Here is a 19,823-nt window from a genome sequence, read left to right as displayed (position 1 = left end):
CGCCGCCGCCCCGGGCCGTACGACCCCCGAGCCGCTCAACGCACCAATCTGCTGCACTCGCGCGCAGTCCCGCGTCAGGTGCGAATCGCCGCCGGGCAGCGCATGAGCCAGATCAATCGTGAGCAGTGTACGGGCCGCGCCCGAGAGCATCGGCGCTAGTCGACGTAATCGCGGAGCTGTGCGAGTTGCTGGTGTTGGCCGGTCAGCGCGGCGGTGACCGGCTGCACTCATCGGCGCGCGGTCTCGCGTCGGCTGATGCGAATCGCCGACCGGGTAGCGCACGGACCGGTTCGGTCGGTGGTGCGCGGTGCGTAGGGATCGCGGCGGTCCCCGGGGGCATCAGCACCAGCACCGTCGCGGGCGCACCGGTCAGCGGCGGGGTTGAGCAGGTGGCTCGAAGAGCCTCGTGTTCGCGAGCGGCGGTGCGGAAGGCGCGCAGACGCTCGACACCGGTGGAGTTGGTCTGCGGGCCTGCGAGGTGCAGGATCCGGCGGTGGCCCAGCTCGACGAGATGCTTGACGGCGAGCCCGATGCCCGCCGCGTCATCGGCGGCGACGGATCCGCCGGCGAGTTCCTCGGTGCGGCGGTGACCAGCACCATCGGCACGCGCTGCTCGTGCAACTGTTGCAGCAGCGGATGTTTCAGCAGCGCGGTGGCAATGATCAGACCTTCGGCCTGGCGCGAGCGCAGCGAGGTGATCTGCGCCCGCTCGCGTTCGGGCCGGTCGTCGGTATTGACGATGAGGGTACTTCGCGGTCTTCAGACTTCTGGCAATCGGATTCGGTCGATAGCCGAGCGTTTCGGCCGCCCGCAGCACCCGCCGCGCCGTCTCCGGATTCACCAAGGCGCGGGCGTTCGGGTTCAAGGCGCGCGAAGCCGTGGCAGTGTGCACACCGGCCGCTTTGGCCACATCCCGGAGTGTGGGTCCCTGCATTGCAGAAATACTAAGCGGCCGCCGCACCGACCCCACTTCGCGTCATCCCCGCTCCAAGCGCCGGATTCAGCGCCTGGGGCACCCTGGCCGCCGTGGCGTGCAGATGCGTCGGCAGCGGCCGAGTGCAGGAGAATTTCGCGATCCTGCTCGATCTGCAGGCCGAGAATTCCGCACTCGAACTGAAACCAGAGAACGTCGCGGTCGACGACGGACTCGGCGGGGATTGAATGGGGTTCGCCGACCGGCTCGCGCGAACCCGGAGGGGGCGGGACGCGCGGTCACCGGTCGGCGTTTCGAGGTGACCGTCGAGGGTCACCAAGTCGGACGCCGGAACCTACCTCGGAGTAGTCCGGCGCCATGGGCACGTGCCGGGATCACCGGCACGAGTTATTGCGGGAATCAGCTGGCGTAGGCGCGCAGGCGGTCGGCCCGCTCTCCCTTGCGCAGCTTCGACATGACCTCACGCTCGATCTGACGAACACGCTCGCGGGAGAGCCCGAAGAGCTTGCCGATCTGATCGAGGGTGCGCGGCTGGCCGTCGTCCAGGCCGAAGCGCAACCGGATGACCTGCTGTTCGCGCTCGTCCAGGGTGGCGAGCACGCTGCGCACATCGTGGTGCAGGAGCCCGGCGATCACGGCGGATTCGGCCGAGGTGGCCTCGGAGTCCTCGATGAAGTCGCCCAGCGGGGCCTCTTCGTCATTGCCGACCGGCATATCCAGGCTTACCGGGTCGCGGCTGTGGTCGAGCAGATCAGAGATCTTGTCGACCGGAATGCCGGACTCGTTGGCGAGTTCGGCATCGGTGGCCTCGCGACCGAGCTGCTGATGCAGTTCCCGCTTGATCCTGGCCAGCTTGTTGACCTGCTCGACCAGATGCACGGGGAGGCGGATAGTGCGGCTCTGATCGGCCATACCGCGGGTGATGGCCTGACGAATCCACCACGTGGCATAGGTGGAGAACTTGAATCCCTTGGCGTAGTCGAACTTCTCCATTGCCCTGATCAGGCCGAGGTTGCCCTCCTGGATCAGGTCCAGCAGCGGCATACCGCGGCCGGTGTAGCGCTTGGCGAGGGAGACCACGAGCCGGAGGTTGGCTTCGAGCAGATGCGAGCGCGCGGCCTGGCCTTCGCGAACGATGGCGGCCAAATCGCGTTTGCGGGTGGCCGACAGTCGTTTGCCGGTCTCCAGCAGATGCTGCGCATAGAGGCCCGCCTCGATACGCCTGGCCAGCTCGACCTCGTCGGCTGCCGTGAGCAGTGCGGTACGGCCGATCCCGTTCAGGTACACACGTACCAGGTCGGCGGCAGGGCTCTGGGCGTCGAGGTCCGAATCGCTGGTGCGCACACGAGTGGTGGCGGGGCTTGTCATGACTTGCCTCCTGTCGGTGGTGTCTCACTCCGAATAACGGACCCGACAAGTAGAAAGTTCCCCGCTACTGCTCCGATAAACCGCTCTGAACTGCGGTTTCCATCACTCGCGTCTGAGAAGTTCCTGAGAACCCCACCCTGTCGGAAGAGCCCGTGCGCGAAGCGTCCGATGGGATGCGAGCGGTTGCCGCTTCGTTACACAGGCCGCACCAAACCGTGGCGAACCAATCCGGCCACCACGGATAATGCGTCGGCTGCGAACTCCTCGGTCACTTCGCCCGATCCGTCGGCGAGCGCGAGCAGTTCTATCAGCTCTTGTAACGGCAAACCCTCGGCGCGCATTCCCGCGACGAGTGCGATGGTGGACTCATCCACCTCGTGCTGCCAGCGCGGACCGTCGCCGCGGTGTAGCCGCGCGACCTGCTGCTCCCAACCTAATTCGCTGTGCAGATAGACCCGCTCCAGCGCGGTTGCCGGATCGACCACGAAACGTGTTGACCAGGCGAGATTTTCCTCGGCGGCGGCGCGGCGCAACCAGGCCGCGCGCGCGAAATACGCGGTGGCCTCGGCGCCGAGCGGATCGTCGAAGCCGTGCGTCAGGTCCTCGGCGAGCAGTTCGGTCGGACCGTCGATGGCGTGCAGGTAGACGAAGTCGAAGCCGATGCCCTCGACACCGGCGGCGGTGAAGGCGTCGAGCCACTGTTCGGCGCGCTCCTGTGCGGCCGGGTCGCGCGGATCCAAACCCGCGTCACGCAGCCATGTTCCGACATAGAGGGCCGGATCGGCGACATCGCGTTGGACTACCCAGGCATCGACGCCGTGCGCGGGCAGCCAGGACGAGACGCGTTGGCGCCAGTCCTCGCCGTCCACATGCACCCACGCCGCCAGCATCGCGGCGGTGCCACCGGGGGCGAGCAGGGCGGGTGCTTGCGAGATCACCAATTCGCTTGCGCCGTCGAGGGCGAGGCCGGAGTCGCGGTAGGTGTGTTCGATGCGGGCGGGGCCGACGACGAACGGCGGATTGGCCACCACCTGGTCGAAGCGGCGACCGGCCACCGGCTCGAACCAGGAACCGGCCAGAAGTTCGATATCGAGTCCGTTGAGTGCGGCCGTCGCCTCGGCCAGCCACAGGGCGCGCGGGTTCACGTCGGTCGCGGTCACCCGATTCGCGTACGCGGCGGCGTGGACGGCCTGGACACCACAGCCGGTGCCCAGGTCCAGGACCGAACCAACGCGGCGGGTGGGGGTGGCGCGCAACAGCGACAGGGAGGCATGGCCGACGCCGAGCACGTGATCCTCGGTCAGGGTGCGCCGGAACATCGAATCGTCGAGGTCGGACAGGATCCAGCGGGTGCCCTCGCCCGCGTCGAGCGGACGCAGGTCCAGGGCCGCGCGCACATCGTCGCCGTCGCGGGCGAGCAGGCCGGCGGCTACCGCGCGGTCGATCTCCACCGGTGCCAGTGCGGCCGCGACCTCGCGTTCGGGCAGTGCGTCACCGAGCAGCAACAGGCGGATCAGGGTTCCGAGTGCGCCCGCTCGGCGAGCGGCGCGACGCACCGGTACCGGTTCGGACCGGCCCAGTGCGGCGTGCGCGTCGGCGCCGAGCACTTCCAGCAGCGTGTCGGCGTCGTAGCCGACGCGGGTCAGCGCGGCCCGCAGATCGGGGCACAGCGCGGTGAGCAGCGATCCGGTGGTCGTCTGATTGGTAGGCACACCGGTACTCTGCCACCGCGACACGCCGGCAACCGAAACGTGCTCGTCGTGTCACTTGGACAGCGTGCGATCTCAGACGCCGTTCGGGTCGCGGCCGGTAATGCAGTAGGGCGCGTCGGCCGGATCGGACATGACGATCCATTGCTCATGGCGCTCGACCAGTGTCGCGCCGAGGGACTTGTGCCAGGCGGCGGTGGCGTCGATATCCGCGGAGGCGAGGTCGATGTGCGCGCCGGCGGGTCGGTCCTCGCCGAGGCGCTGCAGCAGCAGCTGTACAGGCATCGGTGCTTTCGCGCGCAGCCGGGCGAATTCGGGCAGGCGGCCCTGGGTGAGGTCCCAGTTGGTGAGAGTGGTCCAGAAGCGGGATTCGGCGGCGTGGTCGGTCGGGCCGATATCGAGGCAGACCTGGTCGAGGCGGGTGAAAGTGCCGTCCGGGGCGCGGACGGCCGGGGCGGGAGTGCCCTTCGCGCGGACGCTGGGGGTGAAGCAGAAGATCTGACCGCCCGGTGAGCGCAGCACGGCGTAGCTCTTGTGGTTGGCGACCAGTTCGGCGTCGAGGTCGAGTGCGACGCGGACCGCGGCGGTGACATCGTCGACGTCGAAATCGAGGTGTACCCGGCCGAGTCCGGTCACCGCCTGCATCTTGACGCCCGCATCGGCGAACAGTGCGGGATCAGGTAGGAGCGTGAGGAATTCGTCGTTCTCGCCGCGTCGCGGCGAGAGTTGGGTGTCGGTGATCGTCGACCAGAATGTCGCGCATTCGTCGAAACGTTGCGTCGGGCGGTCGAGGAAGGCCCAGACCCACCGAATCATGCTTTCTCCTGTTTCCTGGCGGGAGTCCCCGCGCCGCAGCCGGCATACAGTTGTCGCATTTTCCGGCGATTCGGCGGCGCCCGCGCCCGGTTGGCGCGGATGTGTCGCACATCACTGGCGCTGAGAGAGTTCCCGTCGCTTACCCCCGCCACACAGTAGGTGTCGCCCGCGATGCTGTCGAGCCGGTTTCGGATCGGCCGTAACTGGCACGATCTTGGCGGTTTATGGCATTCCGGCCACTCGTTCGATGGGCGAAATTCCGGCACGCTCAGCGGGTGACTGAACTGCAGACGCCTCCGGTACCTGTCGATTCCGTGCCGAGGCGGCTGCACCCCGCCTGGATCGTCGCCGGTGTGGGATTCATCGCGCTGTTGGGAGCGGCGGCGTTCCGGTCGGTGCCGAGTGTGCTGCTGGATCCGCTGCACGAGGAGTTCGGCTGGTCCCATGGCACCATCGGTGCCGCGGTCTCGCTGAATCTGCTGCTGTACGGGCTGATTTCGCCGTTCGCGGCGGCGCTGATGGACCGATTCGGTATTCGCCGGGTGGTGGCATGCGCGCTGGTGCTGGTCGCGGCGGGTAGCGGGCTCACCGTATTCATGACCCAGCCTTGGCATTTGGTGGCGACCTGGGGGCTCTTGGTCGGAGTCGGTGTCGGATCGATGTCCATGCCGTTCGTGGCGACGATCACCGGTCGCTGGTTTGTGCGTCAGCGCGGGCTGGTGACCGGCGTGCTCACCGCGGCGGGTGCGACCGGGCAGCTGATCTTCCTGCCGGTGGTGTCTGCGGTGGCGCATGAGCACGGTTGGCGGGTGCCCTCGCTGATCGTCGCGATTGTCGCACTGGCGGTGGTGCCGCTGGTCCTGCTGTTCATCCGCGACTTCCCCAGTGACGCAGGCGTTTCCGCGTACGGTGCCGAACCCGGTAGCACAGTTGGACTGCGCGTGCAGGCGACCGGCGGTGCGACCCGTGCGCTGACGGTCTTGACCACGATCGCACGCAGTCCCGGATTCTGGCTGCTCGCAGGCGGATTCGCGATCTGTGGCGCATCGACCAACGGCCTGGTCGGCACCCACTTCGTCAGTGCCGCACACGATCACGGCATGCCGCCGACCACCGCCGCCGGTCTGCTGGCACTGGTCGGCATCTTCGATGTTGCGGGCACCATCTTCTCCGGCTGGCTCACCGACCGCGCCGACCCCCGCTACCTGCTGGTCGGCTACTACACGCTGCGCGGACTGTCGCTGCTGATCCTGCCGTCGCTGTTCGCGCCGGACACGCAGCCGAGCATGTGGGTGTTCATCATCTTCTACGGCCTGGACTGGATCGCCACCGTCCCGCCCACGGTGATGCTCTGCCGCGAACTCTTCGGCGCCGACGGCCCCGTCGCTTTCGGCTGGGTCTTCGCCTCCCACCAGATCGGCTCCGCCATAGCCGCCACCGGCGCCGGCGTCATCCGCGACGTCCAAGGCTCCTACAACCTCGCCTGGTACATCGCCGGCGCCCTCTGCGCCGCCGCGGCCCTGATGTCCGCAGGCATCCGTCGCCACCCCTGAATCCAGCGCCGACCACCACCGCCCTCGGCCGCCGCATGGCCGCCGTAGCGACAATATCGACCCCCGAACCGCATCGATGCTGGGCGCACCGGCCTGTACCCCGACGGCCGCGCGCACCTAATCGTCTGCAATGCGCTCATGGCAGGGCGCTCTCGATGTTTGCCTACAGATCGCTCGTCCAGCTCGGGATCGGCGTGGCGGTGCCAGCGTGATGGAGGCGCGGGTGTCTTTCTGGTTGCCTACCCCGAGGTCCCGGGCCGGCGTCAGGAGTCGATGGCGCGGTGTGGTCGGGATTCGATGGCGGTGCGGGGGCGGTCCCAACGGCTGGGTTCGTCCTTGCGGCGCGGCGGGCGGTCGTTGGCGATGAGGACGGCGATCCAGGGGAGGGGGATCGAGGCGGTGATGATCAGGATCGAGAGCAGTGCGTTGCTGAAGGCGCTGTAGGCGATCGCGGCCAGGATCAGGCAGGGGATGCGGAACGCCATGATGATGGTGTAGCGGCGAACTCTGGCGCGGTGCTGATCTTCCAGTGACGGCGCGGCCTCGGTGATCAGCACCGGGTGCTTCTCGTCATTGCCGGGGAAGTAGCCGGTGGACTTGCGGGGTGGCGTCGGCACTGTCACGTCCGGGCGATCACCGCTGCCGATGTCGTCGGCGTCGGAGGAGTCGCCGTACTGCTGCATACCCCTGAGTCTTCCACTGTCGAGGGCGCACCGCACATGGCCTGGTCAGCTCGACGAACACCGACCGTCATCAGCCGAGCTCGCGAGGATGCGGCATCATGGAATGCGTGAGTACCGACACTCTGGTTCGCCCGGATACGACCACCGACGAGACGACGGGCGACGACACCCCGAAGTTCTTCCACTACGTGAAGAAGGACAAGATCGCCGAGAGTGCCGTCATGGGCACCCATGTGGTCGCCCTATGCGGTGAGGTCTTTCCGGTGACGCGCTCGGCGAAGCCCGGTTCGCCGGTCTGCCCTGAGTGCAAGAAGGTCTACGACGGCTTGCGCAAGGGCGACTGAGCCGACGCCGGTGACGGTTCGCCGGGCGCGCTGAGTCGTGCCCGGTCGGCATCGGCGCCGTTGTTGTCTGTCCGCTCGATCGGCCCCTGAGCCTCCGGCGGGTTCGGGGGCTTCGCTGTGCCCGGATCATCCTGGTCGGTGTCGGAGTCGTCCCCGCCCAACTGATTGGACAACCATTCCTTCACCTGGTCGATGCGGGTGCTGCGAGCGGGCCAGAATTCCTGCACCGCGGCATTGAATTCGGCGCCGAGGATGACCGCGAAGCCCAGGAAGAACGTGAACAGCAGGAACGCGATCGGCGTGGCGAGCGCGCCGTAGCTGATGCCGGTCCTGGTAACCCAGGCCAGGTAGCGGCGCAGACCCTCGCTGGCGGCCATGAAGAACACGCCCGCGACCAACGCCCCGCCGAACAAGCGGTGCCACGGCAGCGATTTGTGCAGTGCCAGCTTGTACAGCGTGGTGAGCCCGATGATCAGTACTAGGCCGACACCCGGGTAATAGAACGAGTCGATCAGCCGCAACCCGGGTTCCCGCCACGAATCCGGCAGCACCCGTCCGATCAATGTCGGACCCAGCGCGATCAGCGGCAGCAGGAACACCGCTACCACCAGGAACAGCACATACAGCAGCAACGCGAAGATGCGCTGCCACACCGGATGCCGGGCATCCTTCTGTCCGTGTGCCTCGACGATCGAATCCACGAAGGTCGACATCGCCGATGATCCGGCCCACAGCGACAATATGAACCCCACCGAGACGAAGGCGGCGCGTCCGCGACCCAGCACATCGGTGACGGTAGGTTCGATCAGATCGCTCACCACACTGGAACTGAACAGGTCACGGCTGAATGCGATGATCTTCTGCTCGACGATCTCCACGGTGTCGGGTCCGAACCATTCCCCGACGTAACCGAGGCTACCGAGCACCCCGAGCAGCAGCGGCGCCAGCGACATCGTCTGCCAGAACGCCGCGGCAGCTGATTTGGTGAAAATCGAATCGTTCCACGACTTCGATGCCACCCGCAGGACGAGTTTGCCACTCTGTCGCGCGGCATGCGCAACCCGCGTTGCGGCCTTGCGGGCATAGGTCGCCGCGGTGGGTTCCGCGCCGCCTCCGCCGCTGTGGATCGGCTGGTCGCCGGTCCCCGGGGTGCGGCGCGGTAGAGCACTTTCATCGGTCATGATGCCTAACAGCATCGCGCATCCGAGCATATTGTTCCGGTTTGCCATGGCATCGCGTCGATGGGAAGCAGATGAACACGGCGTGGCGCACGGTTCGGCGTGTGACGCCCGTCGCCCACGCCGCGTCGGTTTGGCGACACGCCATGGGGGACAGCTAGGGTCGTCTTCGTGACTGTGTCGGGTGGCGCCGCTGTGGCGGGAGAAGCGGAAACACCGGGCGATTCGCAAAGATCGAGCGCCGCGGGTTCCCCAGGTGGTTCGCTACGCGCCTGGCAGCGCCGGGCCCTGATGAAGTACTTGTCGACCAAGCCGAGGGACTTCCTCGCGGTGGCGACGCCGGGTGCGGGTAAGACCACCTTCGCACTGCGGGTCGCGGCAGAACTGCTGGCCGACCGCACCGTCGACCAGGTCACCGTGGTCGCCCCGACCGAACACCTCAAACATCAGTGGTCCCAATCCGCCGCCCGCGTGGGCATCCAGCTGGATTCGCGCTTCTCCAACGCGACCGGTGCGACCTCCGGCGACTATCACGGCGTCGTGGTCACCTACGCGCAGATCGCCTCGCATCCCGCGCGGCACCGTGTCCGCACCGAAAGACGCAGAACGCTGGTGATTCTCGACGAGATCCACCATGCGGGCGATGCGAAGTCCTGGGGTGAGGCGACCGCCGAGGCATTCGGTGACGCCACCCGCCGGCTCGCGCTGACCGGCACCCCGTTCCGCAGCGATGACAGCCAGATTCCGTTCATCATTTACGAACCCGATGAGGCCGGTTTCCCGCGCTCGCGCGCCGACCACACCTACGGCTACGCGGAGGCATTGGCCGACGGCGTCGTCCGGCCAGTCGTCTTCCTGGCGTATTCCGGTGAGGCGCACTGGCGCGACAGCGCGGGCGAGGAGTATTCGGCCCGCCTCGGGGAGCCGCTGAGCGCGGAACACACCGCCCGTGCGTGGCGCACCGCGCTGGATCCGGCTGGCGACTGGATGTCCAAGGTGCTGGTCGCCGCGGACACCCGGCTGCGCCAGCTGCGTGCGACCGGTATGCCCGATGCTGGTGGTCTGGTGATCGCCACCGATCAGGAGCGGGCCCGCGATTACGCCGAACTGCTGGAGCACATCTCGGGCGAGCGGCCCGCGGTGGTGCTCTCGGACGATCCGTCCTCCTCGGACCGGATCGCCGAATTCAGCAAGAACACCCAGCCGTGGATGGTCGCGGTCCGTATGGTGTCCGAGGGCGTCGACGTGCCGCGCCTCGCCGTCGGCGTCTATGCGACCAGTGCCTCGACACCGCTGTACTTCGCCCAGGCCATCGGCCGGTTCGTGCGTGCGCGCAAGCCAGGCGAGACCGCCAGCGTGTTCCTGCCGTCGGTGCCGGTGCTGCTCGATCTGGCTGCGCAGCTGGAACTGCAGCGCGATCACGTCATCGGCAAGCCGCACCGCGAGCAGAACGGCCTCGAAGACGAACTGCTGATCGACGCGAACAAGCAGAAGGACGAGCCGGGCGAGGACGAGAAGCCCTTCGTCGCACTCGCCGCGGACGCCGAACTCGACCAGGTGATCTACGACGGATCCTCCTTCGGCACAGCCACTTTCGCGGGCAGTGCCGAGGAGGCGGACTACCTCGGGATTCCCGGGCTGTTGGACGCGGAGCAGATGCGGGCGCTGCTGCGTGAACGTCAGTCGAAGCAACTCGCCGAACGAGGTGAACCCGCGACGCCCGATCCTGGTCCGCAGGTCGCCTCGGCCGCCGAGCGGGTCGCGACCGCGGACAAGCTCGGTGAGTTGCGGCGCGAGCTCAACAGCCTGGTCGCCATGCACCACCATCGCACCGGCAAGCCGCACGGTGTGATCCACGGTGAGTTGCGCCGCGAATGCGGTGGTCCGCCAACGGCATTGGCCACCGCGGACCAACTCGGTGAGCGCATCGCCGCCCTGCGCCGTAAGTAACCGCTGCGATCAGCGTGTGATGGCCGATGCGGGCCATGCTGCCATGGCACAGTCGATGGATTGGGTGAGTTCGGTGTGCGAAGCGCCGTCGCGGGCGCGGATCGACAGGCCGTACAGGACCGTTGTGTAGAAGCTGGCGAGGGCCGCAGTATTGGTGTCCGGAGGTAGATCACCTTCCGCGACACCGCGATCCAGGCGTTCGCGGATGTCTGCGGTTGTCTCGCGGCGCTTTTCGACCAGGAAGTCGCGGATGGTTTCGCTGCGGGTGGTGTAGGTGGAGCCCGCCAGCACGACCATGCAGCCGTGCGGTTTGTCCTCGTGGGTATAGGCAGTGGCGTTGTCGCGCAACATGGCTTCGATGCTGGCGCGGGCGGTGGGTTCCTCGCGCAGGGCACGTACGGTGTAGCCGCCTTCGGCCTCGCCGTACAGACCGACAGCCGCGCGGAACAGCTCTTCCTTGCCGCCGAAGGCGGCGTACAGGCTCGGTGAGTTGATGCCCATCGCCGCGGTGAGATCGCTCATCGACGAGCCCTCGTAGCCGTGCTCCCAGAACACCTCCATGGCGCGACGCAGCGCGACCTCGCGGTCGAATGCGCGCGGGCGCCCACGTTCGGCCATGGCCCGTTCCTTTCTGTGTCGATCGTTAAATATACCCCTTGACGCCGTCGTCGCCCATGCGCTTAGCTATTTATGTACTGATCGACACAGAATTAGGAGGAGTTGCGATGGCGGATCTGACGGGCAAAGTTGCGCTGGTGACCGGGGGCAGCCGGGGGATCGGAGCGGCGATCGTGCGGCACCTGGCCACCGCGGGCGCGGATGTGGCACTGACCTACCAGCACAACGAACTGCAGGCGAAATCGGTGGTCGCCGAAGCGGAAGCGTTGGGGCGGCGCGCGATCGCCGTCCAAGCCGACAGCGCCGACGCGGGCGCGGTCGTCGCGGCGGTGCATCGGGCCGCGGCCGAACTCGGCAGGCTCGACGTGCTGGTCAATAACGCGGGCATCTTCCCGGCCAAGCCGTTCGAGGAGTTCACCGTCGAGGAGATCGACCGCGCGCTCAATATCCACGCGCGGGCGGCGTTCGTCGGTTCGCAGGCGGCGGTCGAGCATATGGCCGAGGGCGGGCGGATCATCAGCATCGGCAGCAACCTGTCCGAGCGCGCCGCATTCGGTGGACTCGCGCTGTACAACCTGAGCAAATCCGCACTCAACGGATTCACGAAAGCCCTTGCGCGTGAACTCGGTCCGCGCAACATCACGGTCAACCTGGTGCAGCCCGGCTCCACCGACACCGATATGAACCCGGCCGACGGCGACCACGCCTCGCACCAGATCAACCTGACCGCGCTCGGCCGCTTCGGCACCACCGACGACATCGCCGCCACCGTAACCTTCCTCGCCGGCCCCTCCGGCCGCAGCATCACCGGAGCGACCTTCACCGTCGACGGCGGCACCAACGCCTGACTCCGCAGCGCGATTACCCAGTGAAGTAACGGCCGGGGGAGACGCCGACGGTGCGGCGGAAGGCGGCCACGTAGGCGCTCGGGGTGGCGTAGCCGACGCGGCCCGCGATGCGGGCGATCGGCAGGCCCTCGGCGAGCAGGGGGAGGGAGGCGGCTAGCCGGATCTGGGTTCGCCACTGGCCGAAGGAGATTCCGGTTTCGACGAGGAATAGACGGGCCAGGGTGCGGGGGCTGGTTGCGGCATCGGCGGCGAATTCGGCGAGGGTGCGGGGGTCGGCGGGATTGCGGGTCAGGGCGTCGGCGACCTGTCCGGCTCGGGCATCCGCCGGTCGGCGGGCGCCGACGGGAATCACGTCGACCGGCTCGAGCAGGTCGAATATGACCGCCTCCGCGCGTTCACGTCGTGCGGCGGCGATGTCCTCGTCGGGATTCGAAGTCGGGGCCGCGGCGGTCCCCTCAGTTCGAGCGTCCGTGAGCGGTCGGGCGCTGATCGGAGTCCCACCGAGGTGCTCCAGTCGATCAGGGTCTCCCGCAAGGGCGGTGTCGGGCCCGGTGAGATGGTCGAACAGTTCGCGCAGCAATGGCGATACTCGCAGCATCGTCGGGGTGGTCAATGAGACCGGGCATCGATCGGGTGCCACGAAGATGCCGCGCATGGTCGCGCCCTGGGTGGTTCCGGTTCGATGGCGGGTGCCGCCGGGGATCCACAGGGCGCGGGTGGGTGGCAGCACCCAGTATCCGTCGCCGATTTCGACGGCGATGACACCCCTTGCCGCCCAGGCGATTTGGTGCTGCGGATGTTCATGGGTGTCGAACCAGTAGCCCGCGGACATGACGCCCGCGCCGAAGGCCATGGCGGTATCTCCGATCGCGGCCGGGAATACCATGGATCCGTCGTTCGGCTGGGATGTCCCGGGTTGGGGCGCCAAGACTTGGCCGTTTCGCGACACAACTTGTCACCGTAGCCTGTCGTGGTCACAGCTGGCCGCTCCTAGCGTGAATCGCATGGCGATGAACTACGTACACAAATTGATGTGCCGATCGGCGGCGTGGGAGCGTACGAGTACGACGCGGATCGTCCCGTGGGCGCTGTCCGGTCTCGACCTCGGTGCGTCCGCACTCGAGATCGGCCCCGGCTACGGCGCCAATATCCGCGCCTTGCGAGAGCGCACCAGCGAGCTGACCGGTGTCGAGATCGATCCGGTGCTCGTCGATCGGCTGCGCACCCGGCATGGCGCCGCGATGACGGTGATCGAGGGCGACGGCGCGGATATGCCCTTGCCCCCAAGACAATTCGACTCGGTCGTGTGCTTCACGATGCTGCACCACGTACCCACTGTCGGAGCACAGGACGCTCTTTTCGGCGAAGCCCTGCGTGTCCTGCGGCCTGGCGGTGTATTCGCAGGCAGCGACGGCCTCGACGGCCGCGTATTCCGCCTGCTGCACCTCGGCGACACCTGCGTGCCGGTACCGCCGGAGCACGCCGCCGACCGGCTCACCCGAGCCGGTTTCAACGACGTCGAGATCGAAACCGGCGCAGGAAGTTTCCGCTTCCGTGCCCGTCGCCCCGAGTGAATCCTTTCAGCGCACCGCTATTGCGGCCTCGAAGTAGTCCGCAGGATCCAGTGCATTGATCGGGGTCCAGCGGGGTGACTCGACCGGCGCTGTCGAATCCTCCGGTGCCGCTTGGAAATAGCCCTGGATCTCCAGCGCCAGGCGAGGGTTCTCGTCCACGCGGCGGGCCATGTCGTAGAACACCGCGAGAACGTGCACGCAGCGGGCGGTGCGAGCCGAACAGGAGCAGTCCGTCCCGGCCGGGCCGGGTGCCGGGCGCATGCCGGCGTCGACCAGCGCTCGGTGCATTTCGTCGGTGAGAACTGTTGTATCCGGGATGATTTCGGCGATCGCGATGATGGCTGAACGGGAAAGCGGCGCGACTTCGAGGTGGGTTACCGAGGCCTGCCCACCGCGGTGGATGGCGGCGCGCACGATGCGCCCTTCGATGGTCGCCTGGACACCGTTGTTGCGGGCAATGCTGCGGGCACGGGGGAGCAGCGGGTCGGGTCGGGTCTGGCGCAGGGGTTCGGCGAGCCGGACCCAGTCCATGCCCCATGCCGTGTATCCGAATTCGTTGTCCGTCATCAGTTCTCCCTCTTGCGGCGCAGGATCTCGATGAGCTGGTCGTCGTCGAGGCGGGCCAGTGCGGCGATCCCGGCCGAATCGTTGAGGTCCGCGAGGGCGGATTTGCGGTCGTGCATGCCCGCGATGTGCTCCTCGACGGTGGTGCCCGAGGTCAGGGTGGTGATGGTGACGGTGCGGGTCTGGCCGATGCGGTGCACCCGGTCGGAGGCCTGGGCTTCGACGGCCGGATTCCACCAGCGGTCGAAGTGGATGACATCGGCGGCACGCGTCAGGGTGAGACCGGTGCCTGCGGCGCGCAGACTCAGGATCAACACGGGCGGACCGTCTTCGGCCTGGAAACCCGAAACGATCTCGGCACGCTCGGCCTGATTCAGTCCGCCGTGGAAGAACGGCGCCCGCAGCCCGAACTGCTCGTGCAGGTGGCGGACCAGCAGGTCACCGGTGGCGCGATACTGGGTGAATATCAGTGTCGGGTCACCGGTTTCGAGATTATTGGCCACGATATCGGAGCACAGGTCCAGCTTTCCGGACCGGCCCGCCAATTCGTCCAGCTCACCGGTGATCAGTCCCGGATGGTTGCAGACCTGCTTGAGAGCGGTCAATGCGGCGAGCACTCGGCTCTGCCGTTGCGCGCCGTGGCCGAAGCCGTCATCGATCGCCTTGTCGAGCAGTTGGTCGTAGAGCCGTTCCTGTTCGGTGGTCAGATCACAGAGCAGATCGCTGTGGATCTTCGCGGGCAGCGATGCGGCGACCTGAGCCTTCTTGCGCGCCAGCAGCACCGGTTCGAGCGCATCGCGCAGTCGGCCCGCTGCGGCCGCCGAACCCTCGTGGATCGGCCGGACGAATCGACGGCGGAACTGGGTGCGATGCCCGAACAGCCGCGGCGCCACCAGATTCAGCAGCGCCCACAGCTCCTCGAGATGGTTCTCCACCGGCGTACCCGTCAGCGCGACCTTCGCCTCCGCCGTCAATGCCCGCGCTGCCTTGGACACCTGGGTGCGCGGATTCTTCAACGCCTGCGCCTCATCGAAAACGACTGTCGCCCAGGATTGATCGGCCAACACAGCACCGTGCAGCCGCAACATCGGATACCCGGTCACCACAACGGTCCCGGCCTCATCTGTGACCGCACCCCCACGCCACACCACCGGCCGCAGGCCCGGCGCGAACCGCGTGATCTCGTGCGCCCAGTTCCCGACCAATGACGTCGGACAAACCACGAGCTGCGCCCCACCCCCGGCCCGCCCGAGCAGAAAACCGATGGTCTGCACCGTCTTACCGAGACCCATCTCATCGGCCAATACCGCCCCGCCGTGTGCCGCGACGGTCTCGTGCAACCAGCCTGCGCCCCGCACTTGATAGGGCCGCAGCTCCGCCTTCAGCCCCGCCCGCAATTCCGCCCCGACACACCGTGTTTCACGCAACACCCGCGCAGCACGCTCGGCGGACACGATCGACGTCCCGGCGGCATCGGGCACCGCGTGCGCGGCGATCGGCAGCAACACCGTATCGCCTGGACCCACCGACTCGGACCGCGCCTGTATGCCGCCCAGCTGATCAGTCGAAGCGTCGGCCACCTGCGTCCGCGTTGTCGCAGCGGCTTCGAAGGCTGCATCGGCGGATCGGGTGTCGGCCGAGTGTCCAGGCGGGTGTGCACCGGAAGATTTGGTATCCGCATGCGTCTGCGCATCGCACGGTTCGACTCCGTCCCGCAGCACCGCACGCCAAGCGTGTACGGACGGGCCCGGGTCACCGAGGTCCAGATGCAACAGCTCGTCGGTATCAACGAGTGTGCAATCGACATCCGTGACCTCGATCGCGCCGTCCGGACCCGTCGGCACTGCTAGAGAGAGTGCTTCTTGATCGCCGTCGGGCGCGTGGCCGGGCGCGGATCCGTTCCAAGTCCACAGCGCGAACATGTGGCGGTCGGGCAGGTAGGTGGCCTGTGTGCTGGGCAGAACGGTCCCCTAGATCGTCGTATGGTGTACGGAGTATTATAACAACGTACAGCGTACCGAATTAATTCCGAGAGGACCACGTGACCGACCAGGCGAAACAGTTGATGAGCCTGCTCTGGCGACATGCTGTGCCGCCGCGATCCGGTGGGCGCGGACCGAAGCAGACGGTGAGTGTCGATGAGGTTGTCGTCGCCGCGATCGCCCTCGCCGATCGGGAGGGGTACGAAAAGGTGTCGATCCGAGCGGTCGCCGCCGAACTCGGCCTGCGCCCGATGAGCCTCTATACCTATGTGCCGAGCAAGGAGGCTTTGACTGTGTTGATGGTCGACACGGTCGCACTGGAGGACGTACCCGTCCCGGCCGATCTCCCGGTCCGTGACCGAATGTCCGCGATCGCCGAACAGGTCCGCGCGGAACTGATCGCGCACCCGTGGATGCTCGAGGTGCCACCGTGGCGGTTGGTGCTCGGTCCGGGCCGGATGCGCCGATATGAACGGCAGCTGGCCGCGATCGAGGGGATCGGGTTATCCGATCTGGCTATGGATCGGGTGATCGCCGTGCTGTCGGAATTCGCGACCGGCAATGCGCGGATGGCGATCGCCGGAATCCGCAGTACAGCGGAGCTGACCGACGCGCAGTGGTGGGAGCAGCACGGTCCGCTGCTGACCGAGGTCATGTCGGTCGAGGAGTTCCCGATCGCCTCGCGGGTCGGTGCGGCGGTAGGCGAACGCTATCAAGCGCCGTCGGACCCGGCGGGCGACTTCGCCTTCGGTCTGGGAAAACTGCTCGACGGCATCCTGTCCGGAGCAGCGGGACCGGAAACGCCGACAGCGGGCGACCTGTAGGTCGCCCGCTGTCGTCTATCAGCGATGTTCTGTTGTTCGATGCTGTTGTGTCGGGACGCGAGGACTGGTCAGAGCGCGGGAGCCGATTCCGTATCGATCACGGCTTCGAGCTCACGCAAGCGATCCATGTGTTCATTCGCGTGGTGCTGGCAGAAGAGCAACTCGCCACCTGCGGGCAATACGGCACGAACTCGTGCGGCAGCACCGCAACGGTCGCAACGATCGACCGCGGTCAGTGGGGTGCTTGTCAGGGTTCCTGGCATGACTCCTCCGTCCTGGCTCCCGGCACTACAGTCCGTTCACCTGGTGTGGGGCCCGTGGTCACTCCGCGGGCTCGCTACCGCTACTTCCCAGCAGGGGTATGACTACTCTGTCAGACGTTCGGGACGGGGGCTTTGTTCCCGGAAGTGATTCTGTGTGTTTTCGATAACACCACCTGGGATTTCGCTACTGGCGAACATCTCCGGTTACGTATCGAACTCCACTCGACCACGATCACGAACAGGCCTATCCAGTTGTCTACCGGGAGATTACCCGTGATCCATGACACTCACACGCTCGTTCACATTTGCACACTCGCCGAATGGCTGACCGCGCGGCAAACCGGCGAGTACCGCCCGGAGTCGTTCGAGGAGATCGGGTTCATCCATCTGTCCACGCCACAGCAGGCGCATCTGCCCGCCAACCGACTGTTCGCCGGTCGGCGTGACATGGTGCTGCTACGCATCGATCCGGCCCGCGTCGGCGCGCCGGTGAAATGGGAACCGGGCGTGCCCACTGATCCGGAATCGATGCTGTTCCCACATCTGTACGGTCCGCTGCCGGTCGGCGCGGTCACCGCCGTAGTCGACTACCAGCCCGGGGCGGACGGCACCTTCGCCGCGCTCGACCCGAACTTTCCGGCGTCCTGACCTACCGCTCCCTGGCCTCGCGCGCCACGATGGCGGCCTGAACGCGAGACCGCACACCGAGTTTGGTGAGTACACGTGAGACATGTGTTTTGACTGTTGTCTCGCCGATGAACAACCGGGTGGCGATCTGCGCATTGGACAGACCGTCGCCGAGACAGTCGAGCACCTCGCGTTCGCGTTCGGTCAGCTCGTCCAGGCCGTCCGGCGCGGGCCGGCTCGGATCGCCTTCGGTCGAGGCGAACGCATTGATCACCGCGGCGGTCACCTCGGGCGCGAGCACGCCGTCACCCGCGGCCACCGCGCGCACCGCATCGACAAGTGCCTGTCCCGACGCGGATTTCAGCACGAAGCCGGACGCGCCGGCGCGCAGCGTCCGGAAGACGTACTCGTCCAGGTCGAAGGTCGTCAGGATGAGCACCCTTGCCAGGCCGGCGTCGGTGATGCGGCCGGTGGCGGTGATGCCGTCGACGCCCGGCATGCGCACATCCATCAGCACCACATCCGGGCGCAGCGCCTTGGCCTGTGCCACCGCGATATCGCCGTCGGCGGCCTCACCGACCACTTCGATGCCCTCGGCGGTCTCCAGGATCATCCGCAGTCCGGCCCGGATCGCGCCGTGGTCATCGGCGATCAGTACCCGGATCATGACACCTCCGTCGTCGAGATCGGCAGTCGTGCAAGGACTTCCCAGCCGTTGGCGCCGGGTCCGGCGGTGAAGGTGCCGCCGAGCGCCGCGGCTCGTTCCCGCATATTCATCAGACCACTGTGGCGCGCGTCGTCGGGTGGTCGATTGCGCACCGGTACCGTGGGATTGCGCACCGAGAGAGCCAGATTCGTTGCCTCCGTACGCACGTCGATATCGACCTCCTGTCCCGGTGCGTGTTTCATGGCATTCGTCAGTGCTTCCTGGACGATTCGGTAGGCGGCCTGGTCGACCGCGCTCGGCAGCGCCGTCCCGTTCAGCGAATCCCGCACGCGCACGGTGATTCCGGCGGCGCGGGCCGCGTCGACGAGAATCGGCAGCTGAGCCAGTTTGCGCGGCGCGGCCGCATCGTCCTCGGCGCCGTCGTCGCGCTGCAGCAGACCGATCATGGTGCGCATCTCCTGCAGCGCGCTGACACTATTGGACCGGATCGACGAAACGATCCCGGCGACAGTGGGATCGGTTTCCTGCCGGGCCAACACCCCGAGCGCCGCTTCCGATTGGATGGCGATGGCCGACAGGTGTCCGGCAATCACATCGTGCAGATCGCGCGCCATCGTCTTGCGTTCGTCGGCGATGGCGGCGCGCCGATCCAATTCGGCGACCAGTGTCATCGCCTGCGCGCGTTTGCGTTCGGCCTCGGCGATCTCCTTGTGCCCGCGCACCGACAGCGCCCACCACAGCGGCGTCGCGACGAAGGCGAACAGCGCGGCGATGGTGATCACCGCGACCCGCCAGTCGCCGAGCACGAGCGCCAGCACGGTCAGTACGGCCGAGACCACCCCGCAAACCGTGACCAGCCAGCGCGAGCGCGCGGGCGCGGCATACAGCACACCCGCATAGATCAGATCCGAATAGATGAGCCAGACCGGCACCGTCGGACCGAGTGCGCAATCGATGGCGAACGGGATCAGCCCGATACCGAGCGCCGACATCGGCATGCGACGCCGCAGGAAGCTTGCCACGCAGATCAGCGCGAGCACCCCGAACCGCACCGGCAGCGACGGATGGCGGCTCAGGTCACTGGCCATCTCGAACAAGCCGGTCAGATAGAGCGCGGCGCCGAGTACGAGCGCGAAGGCGGCGACCAGCGCGTCCTGCGTGGTCGCCGACAAAGCATCCCACTGCCGTCGCATCGCCCCATCACAGCACATGCTCCAGCGCCACCGGGTCCGCCGAAGGAATGAGTCCGGGTCGATTTGATGACCCACGTAGCGGATCCCGCCCGCCGCGACGCTGACGGGTGATCCGATACCAGGGCATG

At 67.1% G+C, this 19,823-nt stretch carries 21 protein-coding genes and 2 pseudogenes; 8 read left to right on the top strand and 15 right to left on the bottom strand.

Annotated features, from left to right (window positions below; all coding sequences use genetic code 11):
• Positions 1-202: 202 nt before the first annotated feature.
• From OIE68_RS47085 to OIE68_RS47075, 3 genes and pseudogenes are all read right to left on the bottom strand, one after another.
• Positions 203-532: a substrate-binding domain-containing protein gene (locus tag OIE68_RS47085; RefSeq protein WP_419150774.1), complete on the bottom strand. Its 330-nt coding sequence runs from the start codon at positions 530-532 to the stop codon at positions 203-205.
• A gap of 107 nt (positions 533-639) precedes the next feature.
• Positions 640-690 (bottom strand): annotated as a pseudogene (locus OIE68_RS47080) (hypothetical protein); the annotation flags it as partial.
• A gap of 100 nt (positions 691-790) precedes the next feature.
• Positions 791-934 (bottom strand): annotated as a pseudogene (locus tag OIE68_RS47075) (LacI family DNA-binding transcriptional regulator); the annotation flags it as partial.
• Between the two features lie 92 nt (positions 935-1,026).
• On the opposite strand from OIE68_RS47075, the gene OIE68_RS16080 reads away from it, so the two are divergent.
• Complete coding sequence (locus OIE68_RS16080) at positions 1,027-1,161, top strand: hypothetical protein (RefSeq protein ID WP_327100158.1); 135 nt, start codon at positions 1,027-1,029, stop codon at positions 1,159-1,161.
• Between the two features lie 172 nt (positions 1,162-1,333).
• On the opposite strand, the gene OIE68_RS16075 is transcribed toward OIE68_RS16080, so the two are convergent.
• The 3 genes from OIE68_RS16075 to OIE68_RS16065 form a co-directional block, all read right to left on the bottom strand.
• Positions 1,334-2,302 carry a sigma-70 family RNA polymerase sigma factor gene (locus tag OIE68_RS16075; RefSeq protein ID WP_327100157.1) on the bottom strand — a complete coding sequence of 323 codons (969 nt, stop codon included), beginning with the start codon at positions 2,300-2,302 and terminating at the stop codon, positions 1,334-1,336.
• A 194-nt stretch (positions 2,303-2,496) separates the two neighbouring features.
• Positions 2,497-4,014, bottom strand: coding sequence for a DUF7059 domain-containing protein (locus OIE68_RS16070; protein WP_327100156.1), 1,518 nt, complete (start codon positions 4,012-4,014; stop codon positions 2,497-2,499).
• A 72-nt stretch (positions 4,015-4,086) separates the two neighbouring features.
• Positions 4,087-4,827 (bottom strand): VOC family protein, encoded by a 741-nt coding sequence (locus OIE68_RS16065; protein ID WP_327100155.1) that lies wholly within the window; start codon positions 4,825-4,827, stop codon positions 4,087-4,089.
• A gap of 275 nt (positions 4,828-5,102) precedes the next feature.
• On the opposite strand from OIE68_RS16065, the gene OIE68_RS16060 reads away from it, so the two are divergent.
• Entirely contained in the window at positions 5,103-6,380 is a 1,278-nt protein-coding gene (locus OIE68_RS16060) for an MFS transporter (RefSeq protein ID WP_327100154.1), read from the top strand.
• Between the two features lie 263 nt (positions 6,381-6,643).
• On the opposite strand, the gene OIE68_RS16055 is transcribed toward OIE68_RS16060, so the two are convergent.
• Positions 6,644-7,063 carry a DUF3099 domain-containing protein gene (locus OIE68_RS16055; RefSeq protein WP_327100153.1) on the bottom strand — a complete coding sequence of 140 codons (420 nt, stop codon included), beginning with the start codon at positions 7,061-7,063 and terminating at the stop codon, positions 6,644-6,646.
• 107 nt (positions 7,064-7,170) lie between these two features.
• Here OIE68_RS16055 and OIE68_RS16050 point away from each other — a divergent pair, with 107 nt between their 5' ends.
• The gene (locus tag OIE68_RS16050; RefSeq protein WP_327100152.1) at positions 7,171-7,407 is read left to right on the top strand and encodes a DUF3039 domain-containing protein; all 237 of its coding nucleotides are present in this window, start codon (positions 7,171-7,173) and stop codon (positions 7,405-7,407) included.
• Here the strand turns inward: OIE68_RS16050 and OIE68_RS16045 are convergent.
• On the bottom strand, positions 7,380-8,588 hold the full coding sequence (locus OIE68_RS16045) for a YihY/virulence factor BrkB family protein (RefSeq protein WP_327100151.1): 1,209 nt from the start codon (positions 8,586-8,588) through the stop codon (positions 7,380-7,382). The two genes, OIE68_RS16050 and OIE68_RS16045, sit on opposite strands and share 28 nt — an antisense overlap.
• Before the next feature lie 288 nt (positions 8,589-8,876).
• On the opposite strand from OIE68_RS16045, the gene OIE68_RS16040 reads away from it, so the two are divergent.
• A complete protein-coding gene (locus OIE68_RS16040) occupies positions 8,877-10,535 on the top strand; it encodes a DEAD/DEAH box helicase (RefSeq protein WP_327101691.1) in 1,659 nt (552 codons plus the stop codon).
• A gap of 9 nt (positions 10,536-10,544) precedes the next feature.
• Here the strand turns inward: OIE68_RS16040 and OIE68_RS16035 are convergent, their stop codons facing one another.
• The gene (locus OIE68_RS16035; RefSeq protein ID WP_327100150.1) at positions 10,545-11,153 is read right to left on the bottom strand and encodes a TetR/AcrR family transcriptional regulator; all 609 of its coding nucleotides are present in this window, start codon (positions 11,151-11,153) and stop codon (positions 10,545-10,547) included.
• 107 nt (positions 11,154-11,260) lie between these two features.
• Between OIE68_RS16035 and OIE68_RS16030 the strand changes: the two genes are divergently transcribed.
• Positions 11,261-12,001 carry an SDR family NAD(P)-dependent oxidoreductase gene (locus OIE68_RS16030; RefSeq protein ID WP_327100149.1) on the top strand — a complete coding sequence of 247 codons (741 nt, stop codon included), beginning with the start codon at positions 11,261-11,263 and terminating at the stop codon, positions 11,999-12,001.
• Positions 12,002-12,014: 13 nt separating this feature from the next.
• On the opposite strand, the gene OIE68_RS16025 is transcribed toward OIE68_RS16030, so the two are convergent.
• Positions 12,015-12,887 carry a helix-turn-helix transcriptional regulator gene (locus tag OIE68_RS16025; protein ID WP_327100148.1) on the bottom strand — a complete coding sequence of 291 codons (873 nt, stop codon included), beginning with the start codon at positions 12,885-12,887 and terminating at the stop codon, positions 12,015-12,017.
• A 118-nt stretch (positions 12,888-13,005) separates the two neighbouring features.
• Here OIE68_RS16025 and OIE68_RS16020 point away from each other — a divergent pair, with 118 nt between their 5' ends.
• On the top strand, positions 13,006-13,575 hold the full coding sequence (locus OIE68_RS16020) for a class I SAM-dependent methyltransferase (RefSeq protein ID WP_327100147.1): 570 nt from the start codon (positions 13,006-13,008) through the stop codon (positions 13,573-13,575).
• Positions 13,576-13,581: 6 nt separating this feature from the next.
• On the opposite strand, the gene OIE68_RS16015 is transcribed toward OIE68_RS16020, so the two are convergent.
• Entirely contained in the window at positions 13,582-14,142 is a 561-nt protein-coding gene (locus tag OIE68_RS16015; RefSeq protein WP_327100146.1) for a hypothetical protein, read from the bottom strand.
• Positions 14,142-15,695: a DEAD/DEAH box helicase gene (locus OIE68_RS16010; protein ID WP_327101690.1), complete on the bottom strand. Its 1,554-nt coding sequence runs from the start codon at positions 15,693-15,695 to the stop codon at positions 14,142-14,144. The genes OIE68_RS16015 and OIE68_RS16010 overlap by 1 nt, the downstream gene beginning before the upstream one ends.
• 509 nt (positions 15,696-16,204) lie before the next feature.
• Between OIE68_RS16010 and OIE68_RS16005 the strand changes: the two genes are divergently transcribed.
• Positions 16,205-16,945 carry a TetR/AcrR family transcriptional regulator gene (locus OIE68_RS16005; RefSeq protein WP_419150773.1) on the top strand — a complete coding sequence of 247 codons (741 nt, stop codon included), beginning with the start codon at positions 16,205-16,207 and terminating at the stop codon, positions 16,943-16,945.
• Positions 16,946-17,013: 68 nt separating this feature from the next.
• On the opposite strand, the gene OIE68_RS16000 is transcribed toward OIE68_RS16005, so the two are convergent.
• Positions 17,014-17,208 (bottom strand): DUF7455 domain-containing protein, encoded by a 195-nt coding sequence (locus OIE68_RS16000; protein ID WP_029903635.1) that lies wholly within the window; start codon positions 17,206-17,208, stop codon positions 17,014-17,016.
• A 276-nt stretch (positions 17,209-17,484) separates the two neighbouring features.
• On the opposite strand from OIE68_RS16000, the gene OIE68_RS15995 reads away from it, so the two are divergent.
• The gene (locus OIE68_RS15995) at positions 17,485-17,856 is read left to right on the top strand and encodes a DUF952 domain-containing protein (RefSeq protein ID WP_040692576.1); all 372 of its coding nucleotides are present in this window, start codon (positions 17,485-17,487) and stop codon (positions 17,854-17,856) included.
• A 1-nt stretch (position 17,857) separates the two neighbouring features.
• On the opposite strand, the gene OIE68_RS15990 is transcribed toward OIE68_RS15995, so the two are convergent.
• Entirely contained in the window at positions 17,858-18,502 is a 645-nt protein-coding gene (locus OIE68_RS15990) for a response regulator transcription factor (RefSeq protein WP_327100144.1), read from the bottom strand.
• On the bottom strand, positions 18,499-19,695 hold the full coding sequence (locus OIE68_RS15985; protein ID WP_327100143.1) for a sensor histidine kinase: 1,197 nt from the start codon (positions 19,693-19,695) through the stop codon (positions 18,499-18,501). Before OIE68_RS15985 ends, OIE68_RS15990 begins: the two co-directional genes overlap by 4 nt.
• Positions 19,696-19,823 lie beyond the last annotated feature (128 nt).

Source organism: Nocardia vinacea, assembly GCF_035920345.1.
GTDB lineage: Bacteria > Actinomycetota > Actinomycetes > Mycobacteriales > Mycobacteriaceae > Nocardia > Nocardia vinacea_A.
Note: the sequence above shows the minus strand (reverse complement) of the source record. Positions and strands in the feature narration are given on the sequence as shown.

Coding starts and splice junctions, on each gene's coding strand:
- OIE68_RS16005 (WP_419150773.1), top strand. CDS start 16,205: ATGAGCCTGCTCTGGCGACATGCTGTGCCGCCGCGATCCGGTGGGCGC.
- OIE68_RS16075 (WP_327100157.1), bottom strand. CDS start 2,302: ATGACAAGCCCCGCCACCACTCGTGTGCGCACCAGCGATTCGGACCTC.
- OIE68_RS16045 (WP_327100151.1), bottom strand. CDS start 8,588: ATGACCGATGAAAGTGCTCTACCGCGCCGCACCCCGGGGACCGGCGAC.
- OIE68_RS15985 (WP_327100143.1), bottom strand. CDS start 19,695: ATGCGACGGCAGTGGGATGCTTTGTCGGCGACCACGCAGGACGCGCTG.
- OIE68_RS16065 (WP_327100155.1), bottom strand. CDS start 4,827: ATGATTCGGTGGGTCTGGGCCTTCCTCGACCGCCCGACGCAACGTTTC.
- OIE68_RS16020 (WP_327100147.1), top strand. CDS start 13,006: ATGGCGATGAACTACGTACACAAATTGATGTGCCGATCGGCGGCGTGG.
- OIE68_RS16030 (WP_327100149.1), top strand. CDS start 11,261: ATGGCGGATCTGACGGGCAAAGTTGCGCTGGTGACCGGGGGCAGCCGG.
- OIE68_RS15990 (WP_327100144.1), bottom strand. CDS start 18,502: ATGATCCGGGTACTGATCGCCGATGACCACGGCGCGATCCGGGCCGGA.
- OIE68_RS16035 (WP_327100150.1), bottom strand. CDS start 11,153: ATGGCCGAACGTGGGCGCCCGCGCGCATTCGACCGCGAGGTCGCGCTG.
- OIE68_RS16015 (WP_327100146.1), bottom strand. CDS start 14,142: ATGACGGACAACGAATTCGGATACACGGCATGGGGCATGGACTGGGTC.
- OIE68_RS16040 (WP_327101691.1), top strand. CDS start 8,877: ATGAAGTACTTGTCGACCAAGCCGAGGGACTTCCTCGCGGTGGCGACG.
- OIE68_RS16025 (WP_327100148.1), bottom strand. CDS start 12,887: ATGGTATTCCCGGCCGCGATCGGAGATACCGCCATGGCCTTCGGCGCG.
- OIE68_RS16000 (WP_029903635.1), bottom strand. CDS start 17,208: ATGCCAGGAACCCTGACAAGCACCCCACTGACCGCGGTCGATCGTTGC.
- OIE68_RS16055 (WP_327100153.1), bottom strand. CDS start 7,063: ATGCAGCAGTACGGCGACTCCTCCGACGCCGACGACATCGGCAGCGGT.